The 17,585-nt window shown below is 58.7% G+C and carries 16 protein-coding genes and 2 tRNA genes; 12 read left to right on the plus strand and 6 right to left on the minus strand.

Features of this window, described 5'->3' with window-relative positions:
* The first annotated feature begins 278 nt into the window (after positions 1 to 278).
* Positions 279 to 563, plus strand: coding sequence for a hypothetical protein (locus tag BLW69_RS11985; protein ID WP_139283850.1), 285 nt, complete (start codon positions 279 to 281; stop codon positions 561 to 563).
* A 232-nt stretch (positions 564 to 795) separates the two neighbouring features.
* Here BLW69_RS11985 and BLW69_RS11990 read toward each other — a convergent pair.
* A tRNA-Asn gene (locus BLW69_RS11990) sits at positions 796 to 870 on the minus strand.
* Positions 871 to 1,051: 181 nt separating this feature from the next.
* Here BLW69_RS11990 and BLW69_RS11995 point away from each other — a divergent pair.
* On the plus strand, positions 1,052 to 1,315 hold the full coding sequence (locus BLW69_RS11995) for a PGPGW domain-containing protein (RefSeq protein ID WP_062457597.1): 264 nt from the start codon (positions 1,052 to 1,054) through the stop codon (positions 1,313 to 1,315).
* 63 nt (positions 1,316 to 1,378) lie between these two features.
* Here the strand turns inward: BLW69_RS11995 and BLW69_RS12000 are convergent, their stop codons facing one another.
* Complete coding sequence (locus BLW69_RS12000) at positions 1,379 to 2,020, minus strand: exopolysaccharide biosynthesis protein (RefSeq protein ID WP_092662096.1); 642 nt, start codon at positions 2,018 to 2,020, stop codon at positions 1,379 to 1,381.
* Between the two features lie 799 nt (positions 2,021 to 2,819).
* On the minus strand, positions 2,820 to 2,996 hold the full coding sequence (locus BLW69_RS22785; RefSeq protein WP_162759417.1) for a hypothetical protein: 177 nt from the start codon (positions 2,994 to 2,996) through the stop codon (positions 2,820 to 2,822).
* 308 nt (positions 2,997 to 3,304) lie between these two features.
* On the opposite strand from BLW69_RS22785, the gene BLW69_RS12005 reads away from it, so the two are divergent.
* Both BLW69_RS12005 and BLW69_RS12010 read left to right on the plus strand, forming a co-directional pair.
* Positions 3,305 to 4,000: a hypothetical protein gene (locus tag BLW69_RS12005; protein WP_139283852.1), complete on the plus strand. Its 696-nt coding sequence runs from the start codon at positions 3,305 to 3,307 to the stop codon at positions 3,998 to 4,000.
* A gap of 139 nt (positions 4,001 to 4,139) precedes the next feature.
* On the plus strand, positions 4,140 to 4,328 hold the full coding sequence (locus BLW69_RS12010; RefSeq protein WP_062580327.1) for a hypothetical protein: 189 nt from the start codon (positions 4,140 to 4,142) through the stop codon (positions 4,326 to 4,328).
* 194 nt (positions 4,329 to 4,522) lie between these two features.
* Here BLW69_RS12010 and BLW69_RS12015 read toward each other — a convergent pair.
* A tRNA-Cys gene (locus tag BLW69_RS12015) sits at positions 4,523 to 4,596 on the minus strand.
* A gap of 308 nt (positions 4,597 to 4,904) precedes the next feature.
* Here BLW69_RS12015 and BLW69_RS12020 point away from each other — a divergent pair.
* The 6 genes from BLW69_RS12020 to exoR all read left to right on the plus strand — a co-directional run bounded on the left by BLW69_RS12020 (position 4,905) and on the right by exoR (position 12,991).
* Positions 4,905 to 5,102, plus strand: coding sequence for a hypothetical protein (locus BLW69_RS12020; RefSeq protein WP_062457584.1), 198 nt, complete (start codon positions 4,905 to 4,907; stop codon positions 5,100 to 5,102).
* A 132-nt stretch (positions 5,103 to 5,234) separates the two neighbouring features.
* On the plus strand, positions 5,235 to 5,882 hold the full coding sequence (locus BLW69_RS12025; RefSeq protein ID WP_092662098.1) for a protein-L-isoaspartate O-methyltransferase family protein: 648 nt from the start codon (positions 5,235 to 5,237) through the stop codon (positions 5,880 to 5,882).
* Positions 5,883 to 6,123: 241 nt separating this feature from the next.
* The gene (locus BLW69_RS12030) at positions 6,124 to 7,074 is read left to right on the plus strand and encodes a DUF2497 domain-containing protein (protein ID WP_092662542.1); all 951 of its coding nucleotides are present in this window, start codon (positions 6,124 to 6,126) and stop codon (positions 7,072 to 7,074) included.
* A 119-nt stretch (positions 7,075 to 7,193) separates the two neighbouring features.
* A complete protein-coding gene (locus BLW69_RS12035) occupies positions 7,194 to 10,109 on the plus strand; it encodes a valine--tRNA ligase (protein WP_092662100.1) in 2,916 nt (971 codons plus the stop codon).
* 376 nt (positions 10,110 to 10,485) lie between these two features.
* A complete protein-coding gene (locus BLW69_RS12040; RefSeq protein WP_092662102.1) occupies positions 10,486 to 11,721 on the plus strand; it encodes an OmpP1/FadL family transporter in 1,236 nt (411 codons plus the stop codon).
* A gap of 475 nt (positions 11,722 to 12,196) precedes the next feature.
* Positions 12,197 to 12,991: an exopolysaccharide production regulator ExoR gene (gene exoR / locus BLW69_RS12045; RefSeq protein ID WP_062457569.1), complete on the plus strand. Its 795-nt coding sequence runs from the start codon at positions 12,197 to 12,199 to the stop codon at positions 12,989 to 12,991.
* A 55-nt stretch (positions 12,992 to 13,046) separates the two neighbouring features.
* On the opposite strand, the gene xth is transcribed toward exoR, so the two are convergent.
* The gene (xth, locus tag BLW69_RS12050; protein ID WP_092662104.1) at positions 13,047 to 13,856 is read right to left on the minus strand and encodes an exodeoxyribonuclease III; all 810 of its coding nucleotides are present in this window, start codon (positions 13,854 to 13,856) and stop codon (positions 13,047 to 13,049) included.
* A gap of 95 nt (positions 13,857 to 13,951) precedes the next feature.
* The gene (gene erpA / locus BLW69_RS12055) at positions 13,952 to 14,281 is read right to left on the minus strand and encodes an iron-sulfur cluster insertion protein ErpA (protein ID WP_062580337.1); all 330 of its coding nucleotides are present in this window, start codon (positions 14,279 to 14,281) and stop codon (positions 13,952 to 13,954) included.
* A 186-nt stretch (positions 14,282 to 14,467) separates the two neighbouring features.
* Here erpA and BLW69_RS12060 point away from each other — a divergent pair, with 186 nt between their 5' ends.
* Both BLW69_RS12060 and argS read left to right on the plus strand, forming a co-directional pair.
* Positions 14,468 to 15,688, plus strand: coding sequence for a deoxyguanosinetriphosphate triphosphohydrolase (locus BLW69_RS12060; RefSeq protein WP_062580339.1), 1,221 nt, complete (start codon positions 14,468 to 14,470; stop codon positions 15,686 to 15,688).
* 63 nt (positions 15,689 to 15,751) lie between these two features.
* Positions 15,752 to 17,509, plus strand: coding sequence for an arginine--tRNA ligase (gene argS, locus BLW69_RS12065; RefSeq protein WP_092662106.1), 1,758 nt, complete (start codon positions 15,752 to 15,754; stop codon positions 17,507 to 17,509).
* Positions 17,510 to 17,585: the final 76 nt, after the last annotated feature.

Genomic DNA, 17,585 nt, shown 5'->3' on the forward strand with positions numbered 1-17,585 from the left:
TCTATTAGGACAAGCGGATTTTCCGGGTTCGGATGTGTGTTGGGAGCATTTAAGGGCCGGTTCGCCGGGCACTGTGTCCGGCGACGGGTCGTCGTGACACCGCCCCAACGTACGCAATCGAATCAGACAGTCTCTGCTCACTTCAAGGCACGAGACCAACTGTCGTCACTCCCGACGTCCGGCGGCATCTGCCGGCAACAGTCGCGCCGGTTCAGGCGTCTCCGCTGGACGCGGAACTTCGGCCAGATACGCATGTTCTGGTTTCAGGAGGAAAAATAATGGCTAATTACATGTGGTTTATCGTCGTCGCAGGCGGAGCAGCAATGCTTGGGCTCGCACTTGCGTACGGTTCCTACAAGGAGAGCCGACATCGCTCTCTGGTTCCGTTGGCCGGCTTGGCAGTTGCGATCGCCGTCGGCGTCGCGGTTAGCATCGGCGTCACGCAGGCTCCGACCGCCAACAGTGTGCCGCCCGATCCGCAGGGCACGCATTACGATACGCCGGCTGCCCCATCCCGCGAAAACGCGCTTCCCGGCACGCCCGCACCCTCGGATCAGAAGTGAAGACGACTTTGAGATGAGCGCGGGGAGCAAACACAGAACTCACGTTGCGACTTAGCGGACGCGACCGGCTTTCTTCTTTGGCAGTGGAACTGCACGCAACAGCGTTACACATCCCCGAACGCGAAACCAATCGCCATATCAAGTTGCTTTTTCGCTTTGTCAAAATAGGGGAAGTGGAGAAGCGCCTGTCTTCGGATACGGATCAACAAAAACAGGCGCTTATCGCAGAATTTGGCTCCCCGGGCCGGATTCGAACCGGCGACCTGTCGATTAACAGTCGAATGCTCTACCGCTGAGCTACCAGGGAACAACCGCGCTTGCGGTGTGAGCGGGGTAATACAAATGCTTCACGCATTTGCCAAGCGGTTTTTTCAAAAAAATTAGGTCCGGCTTGTTTTATCCCCATGCATCCCCATCTCGCCCCTACAAAAAAGCGTTTAGTTGGAGCCGTATACGTGGTGGAAAAACCTCAAGGCAGGCGGTTTGGAATGGATCCGGGGCAGGGTCGTCTCTTCATCGCAGGACGGTCCATTCCGATGCCGCGCTCGCGCGTGGCGCGGCTCTGCATCGGAACCGTTCTTATCGTCGGCGGCATTCTGGGCTTCCTGCCGATTCTGGGCTTCTGGATGGTGCCGCTGGGTATCTTGATCCTGTCGCAGGATCTCGCTTTCGTCAGACGTCGTCGTCGTCGTCTGGAAGTCTGGTGGGGTCGCAGGCGCCGCGAGAAACAAGCAGCTTCGCTTCGGAAATGACATGATGTCAACCAGACCGGGAGAAGCTGTCGCCTGGTGCGAGAGCTTCTTCCGGAATGAGGCTTATCCGGCGAGTGACGCCAGGCCCTGGCCGGCGGCGAACGCGCCATAAGCAAGCGCCCCGAAATAGACGATCGTTGCAAGGTTGAAGAAATAACCGCCGAGAACGACGAGACCATCCCGCTGAACCATGCCTGTCGACAGAAGCAGAATAGCAATGCCGGGCAGCGTGTTGGACAGGGGGATGAGGCCGAGCGGAAACATCAGGAGCACACCGGCGAACGTGATTGCGAGGCCATTGACCCTGTTGGCAATGGGCCCGGTCGTGATGCCGGCCATGCGGTGCTTCAGATATTTGTCGAGCCTGGAGACGATTTTCACACCTTTCTCAAGGGTCGGCACCAGCTTTGCGCTGTCGAGTTCCCGATCGAGAATCGCACGAGGAAGCCAAGGCATCCGGTTCAGCACCACAGCAATGCTGATCATTATGATAGCCGCGCCGAACACGGTGCTGACACCCGGGATCGAAACGGGCAGCAGAAAGGGGAGGGATGTGACCGCGCAGATCAGCAGCAGACCCTGTTCACCGACGCCATCCATCAACTGACGCAGCGTCACGGTGCCGCCGTCAATCCGACCGATCAATTTCCTCAGCGTGTCGCTGAGACCTGCCGATGTATCTTCGAATTCCGCGTTATCCTGCAAAGCTGCACCTCTATCATAAGAAATGCAGTCTGAATAACAGCAGAAACAAGCAACTCAAAGGCAACAAAACGAACTCGCGCGACGCGCGGCGCGTCAGTCGACCATCAAGCCGCCTCCAGATGTACCGGTTATCGACACGAGCAACGCGTCGCGATTTCCCGGCAGCGCATGCAATCCACTATTTCGGTTGCGCCCAGCGATCGTAGAGGCCGCAGGCCACCACGACAGCAAGAGTGCACAATACAAATGGATTCAATGCGGCTACAAAATCGAGATACTGCATAACGGTCTCCTCTTCCCGTTACCCAAGCCGCCAGATGTCTCCCACACCTGACTTCAGACACTCTAACACGATTTTGATCCGTGAGCGAGAATGTTGATCAGGGCGAGCGTGCGGCTTGGGGGGGACGAGGAGAGGCCGTCAGTCAGCGTGTCTCGGTGAGACCGTCAAAACAGGGCAACGAAAAGATGCCCCACATAAATGATGCTGACGAGGGATATAATAGTCGTGAACGCCATGACGGCGTCGGAAGATGAGAGCTTCATATCGAACCATCGCCGTCATGGCGATCCTCTGACAAGGGTATGGCGGCAACATCGCCGTCTGCCTATTTCTAGGACAAATAGTTTAACGCAGCCCTATGGAGGAACGTTAATATCTGGTTACGACCCGATCGTGAAATGTTGCGGCTCGTGTCGCTGATATTGGCAGGGCTCCCTCGACACCCCCGCAGACCCCATATCGCTGCGCGACCACGCGACCACGGCACAAGCCTTGTCCGATACGAGTCGTTCAAATCTAATTGACGCTGTTTGGGAGAGGGGTTTTGGGCTCGTCCGGCTTCTCGCGGCCGGCCGGCAGAAGCTGACCGGACAGTTCCACCAGCGGCGTCTGCGACAATGCCTTGGCTGCCTCCGCAAGCAGTGAGAGTTGCCGCGCAATATCTGCGAGTTGTGTGGCGGGATCATCCTTCAAATCGGCCTCGCTGCGATCATTCCGTGAGGGGCCGGAAATAGTCGCGCCTGCAGAAATGTAAAGGAATTTTGCTAATAGAAGCAATAAATCAACGGCGTAAAGGACTGCTCTACAGTTTTCCGGGTTTGCCGGTTTCCTTGGAAACGGGGGCCTAGCAGAATCTGTCCGCCGTCAAAGACATGGACTACCAGCTTCTCCAGTAGTAGACCGTTTTCATCCAGAATCGGCGCGCACGGCACCGGTCAGCGGGCCGCTAAGCGGTCCACGCCCTCAATCCACACTCGTCGACATGAATTTTGAGAATCGAAATGCTCCCACACCACGCCTACGCTGTTACTTCCCGTCCTTGGTATCTTTTGACACTGGCATTGGTCGGGGCTGCCGTTCTGTTCGCTATAGACCTTGCGAGTAACGGTTTTACGACAGCACTGACGAAGGAAACCGGCGCGCTCGAGATTTCGACGGCCCTTCTTTACGCCTATACCGCAATGGTGTGGCTGTGGACGCGTACCGGCGACATATGGCGACGGGACTGGCAGGTTGCGGCCATCATGCTGTTGATGATGGGGCGAGAACTCGACCTCGACAAGCGGCTGACCAGTGTCGGCATGCTCAAGAGCAACCTCTACCTGACGAACATGGCGCAACCTGTCGAGCGCGTCTTTGGCGTTCTGGTGATCCTGTTCGTGGCAACCGTCGCGTTCCGGCTGATCGTTCGCAACGGCCCTGAGCTTCTCTCCGGCGTCAGGTATCGCGCGTCCTGGGCTTGGAACATCATCGCGGCGATCGGTCTTGCCATTGTGTCCAAGTCGATCGATGGGCTGGATCGCAAGCTTGCGCCTTTTGGCGTCATTGTCAGCGATCACACCAATCTTCTGTTGGGTATCGTCGAAGAAGTGCTGGAATTCGGCATTCCGGTCATGTTCCTGGTGGCGACTATAAGCTCCATCGATCTTTCCGCGGCAGCCAGGGGACGCAAGCCGGCCGCGGCGTCTGCTCTCTGACATCATCACGCTTCGCGCCCAATCCTTGAATTCTTGACACAAACCAGCGACCGGTGCCGATAAACGTCCGGTCTCTGTCATCCCGCTTATTGCCTCGAACGCAAAGCGCGGTAGTTGTTCCGGTTCACAGGAGCCGAACATGCAGCCGGAAAATCGCGTCCAACGCTATAAAGACACTATCCAAATCCTTCGTGCGGACATTGAGTGGCTGACCACGAGCGGCTTCAGGACGCAGACGACATCGAACGAGACCCTCATCGCGGAGTTGGAACTGGCCGCAGAGGCGTATCGTGGCTTGGTCGAAGAACTGGTGCGGCCGGTGGGCTGATCCGGGCAGGCGACAGCTTCAGTCGCGAATTGGCGGAAGGCTGGCGGGCGTGAAAGAAGATCCGCTGGCGTTCTCGTGCACCAGTCGCAATACCTAAATAACATCGAGGAATGTGCGCGACCGGTTGCGATCGGACAGATCGTGTCGATCGGCTGACGCCGATGCTAACCCATTGCGATATATCGAGAAAGGGATGGAGGCCTCGCCCGGAATTGAACCGGGGTACGAGGATTTGCAGTCCTCTGCGTCACCACTCCGCCACGAGGCCATCCGATGCTAAAAAAGCGAGTGGTGGCGCCGAATTAGAACGAATCTCCGATGGGTGCAATACCCTTCTGTTCAATCCTCGACGTTTTTATCCACTTCGTCAGCGGCGCCTGTCTGTACCGGTGATGAAGGGCGCCTGCAAAACGCGGCGTCCTCGGAAGATACCCCTGCGGGGGAGGCTGTATGCAGCGTGTTCGCGTCATCTGGCTGTGTTGATCCTATGGTAAATATTTCACGAATATTCCTCGCGGTCAGGGGAACGGAACCGAGCTCTTCCGACTTTAGTGAGCGAAGCCCAGGGAGTGAAAAATGCTGAACCGATTGATCACCGCACTCTACAGACCCGTCACCGAAGATGATGCGACTGGCACGTTTGCAGATGGAGCCTTTCATCTGAGTGCTGCCGAGCAGTTGGCATTCGATCGCAGCCATAGCCTGCGCAAATCCTACGGACACGATGTCGTCCTCGCCAAGAAGCGCGAGCTTCCGACCCTTATCCTGCACTAAGCAAGAGTTGCACGAGCGCCTGCATCACCGTGTTTTTTCCAATCGATGCGCGCGCTATCTTGAAAGCGCAGCGAGAGGCAAGTAACACGGCTGAAGGATTGGCCGGTACTCCGGCGCTGTGAGGCAGGTGACATGATTGATTTCGAAGCAGCCCGTGTGAAGATGGTCGAGAACCAGATCCGCACGACAGACGTGACGGCACATTCCGTGCTTCAGGCGTTTCTCACGGTACAGCGCGAAAACTTTGTTCCGACGAAGTCGAAGTCACTGGCCTATATCGACAACGATGTTGAAATCTGTCCCGGTCGCTTCCTGATGGAAGCCTCGCCTCTGGCCAAGCTTTTGCAGCTGGCTGCGATTACCAAGTCGGATACGGTGCTTGAGGTCGGCACAGGCAGCGGATACATTTCTGCGCTTTTGTCGCTTCTTGCGAAATCGGTCGTGTCGATCGAATCCGATGAAGCGCTCGCCGAGCAGGCAATCGCCAACCTCGCGGGCGCCCATAACGTGACTGTCGTCACGGGCGACATGGAAAAAGGCGTTTCGGATCAGGGCCCTTACGATGTCATCTTCATTGCTGGCTCGATCGAAGACGTGCCGGCTGAACTTAGTGCGCAGTTGAAGGATGGCGGGCGTCTGGTCGCTGTTCTCGGATACGGAAATGCCGCGCAGGCGACGCTCTTCGTCAAAGAGCAGGGTGCGCTGTCAAAAAGCGCTCACTTCAACGCGTCGATCAAACCGTTGCCGGGATTTCGCCGAGCGAAGGATTTCGTATTCTAAAATCGGCTTGCTGACGATTTGCGAAGTTTAGAAAGGGGGCCTTGGCCTCCTTTTTGTTTTTCCAGCGCGATACAAATCGGCAGCGGGGATTCACGTCGGCAACAAATCTGTGTATCGCTAGAGTCGTTGATGCGCCCGTCGTTGTATCGCGAGACGAGGTTCGTAAAGTGAAAACGAATCAGACCTTTGAAAAGAGGTCGTCTGCCGACCTGGCACCCAGTCGGCGAGAACGGGGATGAAAATGGCTCAGCCAAGTGTAGCGCGTGAACCGTCAATGGAAGAGATCCTGGCTTCGATCCGCCGGATCATCGAAAGCAACGAGCCGGTCGGCGAGGGTTCACCAGATCAGGCATCGCGTTCGCCCTATGCGGATGACGATCTGATCGACGATATCGACGATACGGACTTTGCGTCCGATCTTGCCGCTGGCATCGCTGCAAACGACCCGGGCCTTCCTCTTCGTGCCCATTCACCGGCCCCGATGCCGTTCCAGTCGGAACCCTACGCCCCCGCGTCCGCAAACGACGCACCCAAGCCTGTTTCCGCATCGACAGTCGACCCTGAGATTTCATCATCGGGTGAGCGCTCGCTCTCGCTTGCCGACGTTGCGGCCCGCGTCCGCGCCGCTTCGGCCCGCCAGCAGGAAAATGCGATGAGCCGCCCGGCACCGGCGCCGCGCCTGTCGATGCCCGCAGCCGAGAAGGCATCCGCTGCAATCTCGGCCTTTGCCGACGTCGCGCTGCGTGACACCATCGCCCCTCTCGAAACAAGGCCTGCGGCAATGGTATCCAAGCCGATCGAGACCCCTATGGCGAAAGACGTCGAGCCTGCAGGACCATCGCCCATTCCAGCGCTGAAGCCGCAACCGGCAGTCGCGCAGCAGCCGGAGATGTCCGAGCCGGTCGAGCAGGCGGCACCGAAGGCGCAACCGGCTCAGCAGGAAAATCTTCCGGCGATGATCGAGGAGGCCGCTGCAACGCTCCTTTCGGTCGAAGCGGGCGCGCAGGTGACAAAATCGTTCAACGAACTTGCAGCCGTCTTCGACGGTCTCGAGCGTCGCTCTGTCGAGGATATGGCGCAGGAAATGCTGCGTCCGATGCTGCAGGAATGGCTGGACGACAACCTGCCGACACTGGTGGAGCGTCTCGTGCGCGAGGAAATCGAGCGCGTCGCCCGCGGCCCGCGTCGCTAAATCGCCTCCAATGCCTGTCATCAAGGCCGCTCCAACCGGGGCGGCTTTTTTATTGACTTCACGGCCTCCACGTCTTTAACACCGCACCATCTCATTCAAAAAGAAAAACGGGTCAGGAAATGCTCGAAAAGACCTACGATTCCGCCGCCGTCGAACCGAAGATCGCCAAAGCCTGGGACGATGCGGACGCCTTCCGTGCCGGTGCCAACGCAAAGGCTGGTGCGGAAAGCTTCACCATCGTCATCCCGCCGCCGAATGTGACCGGGTCGCTGCACATGGGGCACGCGCTCAACAACACGCTGCAGGATATCATGGTCCGCTTCGAGCGCATGCGCGGCAAGGACGTGCTGTGGCAGCCGGGCATGGACCATGCGGGCATTGCCACGCAGATGGTCGTCGAGCGCCAGCTGGCAGAGCGGAAGCTTCCCGGCCGACGCGAGATGGGCCGCGAGGCCTTTGTCGAACGCGTCTGGGAATGGAAGGAAGAGTCGGGTGGCCTGATCTTCAACCAGTTGAAGCGCCTCGGCGCATCCTGCGACTGGTCACGCGAACGGTTTACGATGGACGAGGGTCTGTCCAAGGCCGTTCTCGAAGTCTTCGTCACGCTCTACAAGGAAGGCCTGATCTACCGCGGCAAGCGGCTGGTCAACTGGGATCCGAAGTTCGAAACGGCGATCTCCGATCTTGAAGTCGAGTCGCGGGAAGTCGAAGGCCATATGTGGCACTTCAAATACCCGCTGGCCGGCGGCGAGACCTATACCTATGTCGAGAAGGATGCGGACGGGAATATCGTCCTTTCCGAAGAGCGCAATTATATCTCGATCGCCACGACGCGTCCGGAAACCATGCTGGGCGATGGCGCCGTTGCCGTCCATCCGTCGGACGAGCGGTATGCACCGATCATCGGCAAGCTGTGCGAAATCCCTGTCGGTCCGAAGGAGCATCGCCGCCTGATCCCGATCATTGCGGACGAATATCCGGAACCGGATTTCGGCTCTGGCGCGGTCAAGATCACTGGCGCGCACGACTTCAACGACTATCAGGTCGCCAAGCGCAACAAGATCCCGCTCTATCGCCTGATGGATACCACGGCCTCGATGCGAGACGATGGTGAGGCCTATGCCGTCTATGCAGCGAAGGCACTGGAGATCGCCAAGTCCGGCGAACTGCCGGGTGAAACCGACATCGACGAGATCAATCTGGTTCCCGAGGAGTATCGCGGTCTAGACCGGATGGAAGCACGCGCTAGGATCATTGACGCGATCAATGCCGACGGGCTGAGCGTCACCGTCACTGACGCTGAAGGCAACGCGATCCCCTACGTCGAGAAAAAGAAGATCATGCAGCCGTTCGGCGACCGCTCCGGCGTCGTCATCGAGCCGATGCTGACGGATCAGTGGTTCGCCGACGCCAAGACGCTGGCAGAACCGGCGATTGCTTCGGTTCGCGAAGGCCGCACCAACTTTGTCCCGAAGAACTGGGAAAAGACCTATTTCGACTGGATGGAAAATATCGAGCCCTGGTGCATTTCGCGCCAGCTCTGGTGGGGACATCAGATTCCTGCCTGGTACGGTCCTGATGGTCAGTGCTTCGTCGAAAAGTCCGAGGAAGAAGCACTCGACGCGGCCATCCAGCATTATCTGGCACACGAAGGCCCATGGAAGGCCTGGGTTCAGGAGAAGCTCGAGAACTTCAAGCCTGGCGAGATCCTGATCCGCGACGAGGACGTGCTCGACACCTGGTTCTCGTCGGCACTCTGGCCCTTCTCGACGCTGGGCTGGCCGGACAAGACACCGGAACTGGAGCGCTATTATCCGACCAGCGTTCTCGTCACCGGCTTCGACATCATCTTCTTCTGGGTTGCCCGGATGATGATGATGGGCATGCATTTCATGAAGGATGCGGAAGGCGAGCCTGTCGAGCCGTTCCACACGATCTACGTTCATGCGCTGGTTCGCGACAAGAACGGCCAGAAGATGTCGAAGTCGAAGGGCAACGTCATCGATCCGCTCGACCTGATCGACGAATACGGTGCCGATGCCCTCCGCTTCACGCTCGCCATCATGGCAGCCCAGGGACGCGACGTTAAACTCGACCCCGCCCGTATCGCCGGCTACCGCAACTTCGGCACCAAGGTCTGGAACGCAACGCGCTTCGGGGAGATGAACGGCGTCAAGCGTGATGCGGGCTTTGATCCTGAGAATGCGAAGCTGACCGTCAATCGCTGGATCCTCACGGAACTGTCGAAGACCGTTTCTGACGTTACCACCGCGATCGAGACGCAGCGCTTCAACGAGGCTGCCGCTTCGCTCTACCGCTTCGTCTGGAACCAGGTTTGCGATTGGTATGTCGAGCTGTTGAAGCCGATCTTCATGGGCGAGGATGAAGCCGCCAAGGCCGAGGCGCAGGCCTGCATGGCCTATGTCCTGGAGCAGAGCTACGCGCTTCTCCACCCGTTCATGCCGTTCATGACCGAGGAGCTCTGGGCTCACACGGCAGCGCGTGACGGATTGCTCGCTCATGGCGACTGGCCGGTCTCCGGTTTTGCGGACACTGACGCGGCCGACGAGATCAACTGGCTTGTCGATCTCGTATCCGGTCTTCGCTCTGCGCGGTCCGAAATGAACGTCCCGCCATCGGCGACAGCACCGCTTATCATGGTTGGTGCCAATGCGGTCACCTCGTCGCGGCTCGCGCGTCACGAGGCGGCAATCTGCCGGCTCGCGCGTGTCGAGAGCATCTCGACAGCTGACGTCGCCCCGAAGGGTGCGGCACAGATCATCGTCGGCGAGGCGACGGCCTGCCTGCCGCTCGGCAACCTGATCGATCTCGGCACGGAGAAGGCCCGAATCGAGAAGGCGATCGTCAAGAACGAGCAGGAAAAGGACCGTCTCGGCAAGAAGCTCTCCAACGAGAAGTTCATTGCCAATGCCGATCCGGACGTGGTTGCCGCTGACCGGGAGCGCCATGCCGAGCTGGAAGGTCAGCTCGAAAGCCTCAAGATCGCTCTGCAGCGGGTCATCGAAGCCGGCTGATGACCAAGGTCTCCGCCGTGCTCTAGGCCGGCGCCAGCGAACGAATCTCTGAAAGCCGCGGTCCTGTGACCGCGGCTTTTCGCTGCGCTTCGACCCAGAAGTTCCGTTTGCGTGCACATGCACAACGGGAGAAAGCCGCAATGTTGCCGCATTGTCACATCGCCGCGCCCATGCGGGATGGTGTTCTAATTCCAGCTACGGTACGGCCCCAGATTAGGTAATTTTGTTCCCAACCACCGATTCGGTGGCGATTGTTCCTCCGCTTACGTAAATTAGCGACCGTTTTGCAGCGCAAGATCGGGGACAGCCGAAAGTTGTTATTTTGGGCAGAGTATTTAGAATTGTCTCAATGACTTGCCTGGGAGTGGGAGACGAGATGCAAAGCAATTACATCGCCAAGGGCGCCTTTGTTCTGATGGCTGGATGGAGCGTTTATTCGCCAGCGTTAGCGGGCGGACTGGAACGTGGGGGATACAATATCGACCTTCTGTTTGACAGGTCGCCCTATGCCGCCGAAGCGACGGCAACCTACGTCATGCCGCAGCGGAAGCTGAAGAACGCGCAAGACACCATCACCGGACCGGACGGCAACCTCAGCACGACACCCGGCTATTCCTATTCGAGCACTGCTGACGACAGCGAGAGCTACTGGTCGCCGCGGATCGGCATCAAGGCGGGTATCGGCGATTCCGTCGACTGCATGTTCGACTATTCTCAGCCCTATGGTGCGCATACCAATCCCGGCGCCAACTGGGCGGGTGCCAACGACAACATCGAGACGAAGGTCGACAGCGACAACTACGCAGCCACCTGTTCCTACCGCTTCGATGCCGGCCCAGGCCAGCTTCGCCTGATCGGCGGCGCGAACTATCTGCGCATGGATGGCTTCAAGGAACGACTGTTGATCGCCCCTGAAGCGCTTGGCTTCGCGTTCAGCGGTGTTGGTCGTCTGGACCTGGAAGGCGACGGTTGGGGCTGGCGCGCCGGTGCGGCCTACGAAATCCCGGAATACGCATTCCGCGCGAGCCTGATGTATTATAGCCAGGTGAAGCTCGACGAGGTCACCGGTACTGTCGATCTGACGCAGGTCCCGGTCGGCAGCGTCTACGCCGGTACCGTCGTGCCGGTTGAGGGCTCGACGGCTATGCCGGATGCTCTCGAGCTGAAGCTTCAGTCGGGTATCGCACCGGACTGGCTTGCTTTCGGTTCGGTCAAGTGGACCGACTGGAGCCAGTTGCAGCGCATTCCCTTCTACAACAACGGTGTTGAGATCACATCGCTCGATCTCGGCTATCGCGACGGCTGGACGATCACCGGCGGCATCGGCCACAAGTTCAACGAACAGTGGAGTGGGGCCCTGAGCCTCACCTGGGATCGCGGCACATCGCAGGAATTCGGAACGCAGACAGATACCTGGCTATTCAGCGCCGGCGTTTCCTATGCCCCGACCCAGCACGTCGAGATTCGCCTTGGCGGCGTGCTCGGCATCCTGACGGGTGGCGAGTCCAGCGCATCGTCCATTGACGGCATCCCCGTCGGCGACGAAGCGAGCTACGAATACGATAGCGACCTGGTTGCAGCACTTTCTACGTCGTTGAAGGTAAAGTTCTGAAAACAGTTACTAATTAGCAAAAGCCCGGTTCGAGCCGGGCTTTTTCGTTTGTGGCGCGTTTCCGCCGACCCCTCCGAATTTGTGACGATTTGGCAACAGTCTTGTGCCACGATGAGCGGGTCGGCGAACAACGGAGATTTTGTCCATTTCCCGCCACAAACAGGGAGCAGCGGTAAAGGAATAACGGACACGGACCGCGGGGGCGGCGCGTGTGAATTGGAGTACCATGGGCGGGTTTTTCAATAGAATACGGGGCTTTGGCCGCGTTGTCGCAGGCGGATCGGATCGCCGCGCACAACTTCGGCGCGTTTTGCCGGCAGGTCCTACTCTTGCCGAAAACGGGACGTACAGTTTCCATTCTAGAACGGCAGCGATAGCTGGCGTCTCGCTGATCGCCGGTTGGCTGATCGGGCCGTGCAATCGGTCGGAGATGGCAAGCTCTATGACTTCCGGGTGTATGGGAAGAAACTGAAACATGTCGAAGTTTGGCATTGTGTCCATGAAAGTATTGCTTCTTGGCGTGTCGCTCACCTCGGCTGTGGTGGGCTCGGCAGCTGCGTTCGACATCCAATCCGGCGTGACCAAGGAATCGGGTCCCTTCGACCTCTTCAAGTTCGGCTTCAAGGCCTACAAGAACGGCCAGAAGGAAGACGCGGTCGAAGCGTATCGCTATGCCGCCGAGAAGGGACATACCGGTTCCCGCTGGGCATTGGCGAACATGTACGCCTTCGGCGATGGCGTCACGAAGAACGATCTCGAGGCGTTCAAGATCTATAACGAGATCGCCACGCAGGGCGTCGAACCCGGCTCGGAAGATACCGGCTTTTTTGTCAACGCGCTTCTGTCGCTTGCGACCTACTATCGCCGCGGCATCCCCGATACACCGGTGAAGCCCGATCTTGCCCAGGCGCGGCAGATCTATTTTCAGGTCGCTTCGACCTTCGGTGTCGCGGAGGCGCAGTTCCAGCTTGCCAAGATGATTCTTGCAGGCGAGGGCGGATCGCCAAACCTTCAGCAGGCGAAGAAGTGGCTGAACCAGGCCCGCAAGAGCGGCCATCCGGGCGCCATGGCCGTTTTCGGCAACATCCTGTTCGACGAGGGACAGACGGTCCGCGGTCTCGCCTTCCTGACGGCTGCACTCGACAAGTGCAGCACGAAGGACTGTATCTGGATGGAGCCCTTGCAGGAGCAGGCTTTTTCAATGGCAAGCGAGGAGGACCGTCGCGGTGCGATCGCGCTGTCGCATGAGTTTGCCAAGGGTATGGACTGAGGAAGCGGCGTTGGCTGCTTCCTGTTAGTTCCGGACGATCAGGGACAATAATCGCTCAGACTGGCGCGAAATCGAAAATTCCTGCGACCGGGACATGGTCGGACGGCTTTTCCCATCCGCGCACATGCTTCTCGATGACCGTCGCCTTCAACCGGTCGGCAGCTTCCGGCGACAGCAACAGATGATCGATGCGGATGCCGTTGTTCTTCTGCCAGGCGCCCGCCTGATAATCCCAGAACGTATAGAGCTTGGTGGCATCCGTGGTTGCGCGAACGGCGTCCGTCAGGCCGAGATTTTCGAGCGCACGGAATGCCGCCCTCGTTTTCGGCAGGAAGAGCGCATCTGTCGCCCATGCGGCCGGATCGAAACAATCGTGCGGCTCGGGAATGACGTTGTAGTCGCCGGCAAGTATCAGCGGCTCCTCGAGTGCCAAGCATTGCTGGGCATGCAGCCGCAGCCGTTCCATCCAGGCAAGCTTGTACGGGTACTTGACCGGGTCATCGGACGGGTTGCCGTTGGGCAGGTAGATCGACGCAACGCGGATCACGCCGCCCTGAACGGAAAAGACGCATTCGATGTAGCGCGATTGCTCGTCAATTTGTCCGTCGGGACCGACGGCACCGGGTAGACCGCGCATCACTTCCTCGGGTTTTATCTTCGACAGGATCGCCACCCCGTTGAAGCCCTTCTGGCCGTGTGTCTCGACATGATAGCCAAGCGATTCGATCTCGAGCCGCGGAAAGCCTTCGTCGACGGATTTGATCTCCTGGAGGCAGGCGATGTCAGGCGACGAGTCGGCAAGCCACTGACGCAGATTATCGATCCGCGCCTTGACGCCGTTGATGTTCCAGGTGGCAATCTTCATTGCAGTCGTCCTTCCGTCTTCAGCCTATCCTTTTATCGAAAGACAAGCTGATGGGAAGGGTCGAGTGGCAATCTGATTAGGACGACCGGAAGATCTTAGATGGAGAAGCTGGTACCGCAGCCGCAGCTTGCGACCGCGTTCGGATTCTTGATCTGGAATGACTGGCCAAGCAGATTATCGACGAAGTCGATCTCTGAACCTTCCATGTAGACGATGGACAGGCTGTCAATCAGCACCTTGGCATCGCCGTTGGCGATCACCACGTCATCTGCTTCCGGCGCGCCCGCGAGGTCGAACTTGTAGGAGAAACCGGAGCAGCCGCCGCCTTCAACAGAAACACGCAGAGACTGCTTTTCGGATTCTGCCGCAACGATTTGGGCGATCCGCTTGGCTGCAGCATCGGAGAGAGTTACGTTCATCGTCATTTCAATGGTCTCCTGCCGGGGTAAAGGCCCGGTGAGTCTTGGGTAAAGGCACCCTGATAACTCGAAGATGGATGTCACTGCCGTTGCACACGGCAACACTATAGGTATGAAGACCTGAACGGCGCGTCAATGGGGCGTACCCATACACGACAACACGCAGGCACGCTTGAGGCATTAAGGACGGTTATGGCGATCGATACGGGGGTACTTGGTTTCGGTGGGGGTGAGCGAGCGTTATATGCATCCAATCCCTGGGCCTCGCGGGGCCGCCTGTTTCCCGAAGCGAGCAGCCTGACGCGCTCGGAGTTTCAGCGCGATCGTGACCGTATCGTCCATACGACGGCGTTTCGCAGGCTCAAGCATAAAACACAGGTGTTTATTAGTCCTGACGGCGACCATTACCGAACGCGGCTGACCCATACGATCGAAGTGGCGCAGGTGGCCCGCGCGTTGGCCCGTGCCCTGAAGCTGGATGAAGATCTGGCGGAGGGCGTCGCGCTCGTTCACGATTTTGGCCACACCCCATTCGGACATACGGGTGAGGATGCGCTCGATGAGCTGATGAAGCCCTATGGCGGGTTCGACCACAATGCGCAGTCGCTGCGGATCGTCACCAAGCTTGAGCGGCGATACGCGGAGTTCGACGGTCTCAACCTGACATGGGAAACGCTTGAGGGTCTCGTCAAGCACAATGGCCCTTTGATGATGGCCGACGGCAGCGAGGGTTCCCACGGTCCTTTGCCGCAGCCGATCCGCGACTACTGCCTCCTGCACGATCTCGAGCTTTCGAGCTATGCCAGCCTGGAGGCGCAGGTCGCGGCGATTTCCGACGACATCGCCTACAACACCCACGATATCGACGACGGGCTTCGCTCTGGCCTGCTCACTTTCGATATGCTGGAGGAGGTGCCGTTCCTCGCCGGACTGATGCAGGAAGTGAGGACGAAATACCCCAATCTGGACCCGACGCGCTTTGCCTACGAAGTGACGCGCCGCCAGATCACCCACATGGTCGAGGACGTTATCGCGGTCTCCCAGAAGAACCTTAGAGAGCTTGCACCCGAGAGCGCACAAGATGTGCGCATGGCGGGAAGGGTGATCTCGACCTTCTCCAACGAGATGGCGCAGACCGACAAGCAGATCAAACGAGTGCTGTTCTCCCGGATCTACCGGCACCCCGAAATCATGCGCATCCGGGCCGGCGCCTCGCAGATCGTCGTCGACCTGTTCCATCGCTACATGGACGACCCGGCGCTGATGAAAGGCCACTACTGGGTCAAGCAGATGAACGGCGTCCCGGAGGCGGCCCGCGCGCGCCACGTTGCAGATTATCTTGCCGGTATGACCGACACCTACGCAACCCGCGTCCATGCCGAGTTGTTTGACCAGACTCCTGATTTGCGCTAGGGCCTGCCCGACACCAATGGCTTCGAGGGGCCCGCCCAAAACACTTTGAGCGGATGTAAACATATGAATCTTTTTGCCGAATTCGACAATAGAATTAAGAACGCGCTAGAAACTCTCGAAATCATTCGAGAAAATCGAAGTGCGGTTGATTTCGGACGCCTCACGGTCGAGCCTCCGCGCGATCAGAGCCATGGCGACGTCGCGACCAATGCAGCGATGGTGCTTGCCAAGCCTCTCGGCACCAACCCGCGCGCGCTCGCCGAGATCATCGCCGAAGCGTTGCGTGGCGACGCGGATATTTCGGAAGTCTCCGTTGCCGGTCCCGGCTTCATCAATATCAGGCTTTCCACCGGATATTGGCAGCAGATGCTCGCCAAGATGATTGCGCAAGGGACGGACTACGGCCGCTCGGATGTCGGTGCCGGTCGCAAGGCAAACGTCGAGTATGTCTCGGCCAATCCGACGGGGCCGATGCATGTCGGTCATTGCCGCGGCGCTGTCGTGGGCGATGCGCTCGCCAATCTGATGGCCTTTGCCGGATATGACGTCACCAAGGAATACTACATCAACGACGCTGGCAGCCAGATCGACGTTTTGGCCCGCTCGGTCTTCATCCGGTACCGCGAGGCGTTGGGCGAAGCAGTCGGCGAGATTCCGGCTGGCCTCTATCCGGGCGACTACCTCGTCCCGGTCGGGCAGGCTCTGGCCGCTGAATACGGTCCCCGGCTGCATGCCATGTCCGAAGACGAGTGGATGCCGATCGTCAAGGAGAAGGCCATCGACGCGATGATGGCCATGATCCGCGAAGATCTCGAAGCCCTCAACGTGCATCACGACGTGTTCTATTCCGAGCGCACGCTGCATGCGGACGGCGCGCAGCGCATCCGTGCAGCGATCAACGACCTGACGTTCAAGGGCCATGTCTACAAGGGCAAGCTGCCGCCGCCGAAGGGTCAGCTTCCCGAAGACTGGGAAGACCGCGACCAGACGCTGTTCCGCTCGACCGAAGTCGGCGACGATATCGATCGTCCGCTGATCAAGTCGGACGGCAGCTACACCTATTTCGCCGCCGACGTTGCCTATTTCAAGGACAAGTTCGACCGCGGCTACGATGAGATGATCTACGTGCTCGGTGCCGACCACGGTGGCTACGTCAAGCGGCTCGAGGCCGTGGCGCGCGCCGTCTCCGAAGGCAAGGCAAAGCTCACTGTTCTTCTCTGCCAGCTCGTCAAGCTTTACCGCAACGGCGAGCCGGTCAAGATGTCGAAGCGCTCCGGCGACTTCGTGACCCTGCGTGACGTCGTGGACGAGGTCGGTCGCGACTCAGTTCGCTTCATGATGCTCTACCGGAAGAGCTCGGAGCCGCTCGATTTCGATTTTGCCAAGGTGACCGAGCAGTCGAAAGACAACCCTGTCTTTTATGTCCAGTATGCCCACGCCCGCTGCATGTCGATCTTCCGCCAGGCAAGGGAGGCGTTTCCGGGTCTGGATACAGAGGCGCTCGATTTCGCTGAAAACATTGGCGAAATCACCGACAAGAGCGAGCTTCAGCTGGTCGCGAAGCTTGCGGAATATCCGCGAATCGTCGAAGCTGCAGCTCTGGCCCAGGAGCCGCACAGGCTCGCATTTTACCTCTATGATCTGGCCAGTTTCTTCCATGCTCACTGGAATAAGGGCAAGGACCAACCGGAATTACGGTTTGTTAACGATAAAAACCGACAATTGAGCATTGCCAGGCTTGGACTGGTGCACGCAGTCGCCTGTGTCCTGAAGTCGGGACTTGCAATCACAGGTACAGCGGCACCTGAGGAAATGCGGTAGAAACGCCCTCATTTCCCCACATTGCACTGGCAGATGAGTTGTAATGGTGGTGAGTGGACGAGCGAATGGCGGACAA

It is taken from the genome of Rhizobium sp. NFR12 (assembly GCF_900108545.1).
Classification (GTDB): Bacteria; Pseudomonadota; Alphaproteobacteria; order Rhizobiales; family Rhizobiaceae; genus Neorhizobium; species Neorhizobium soli.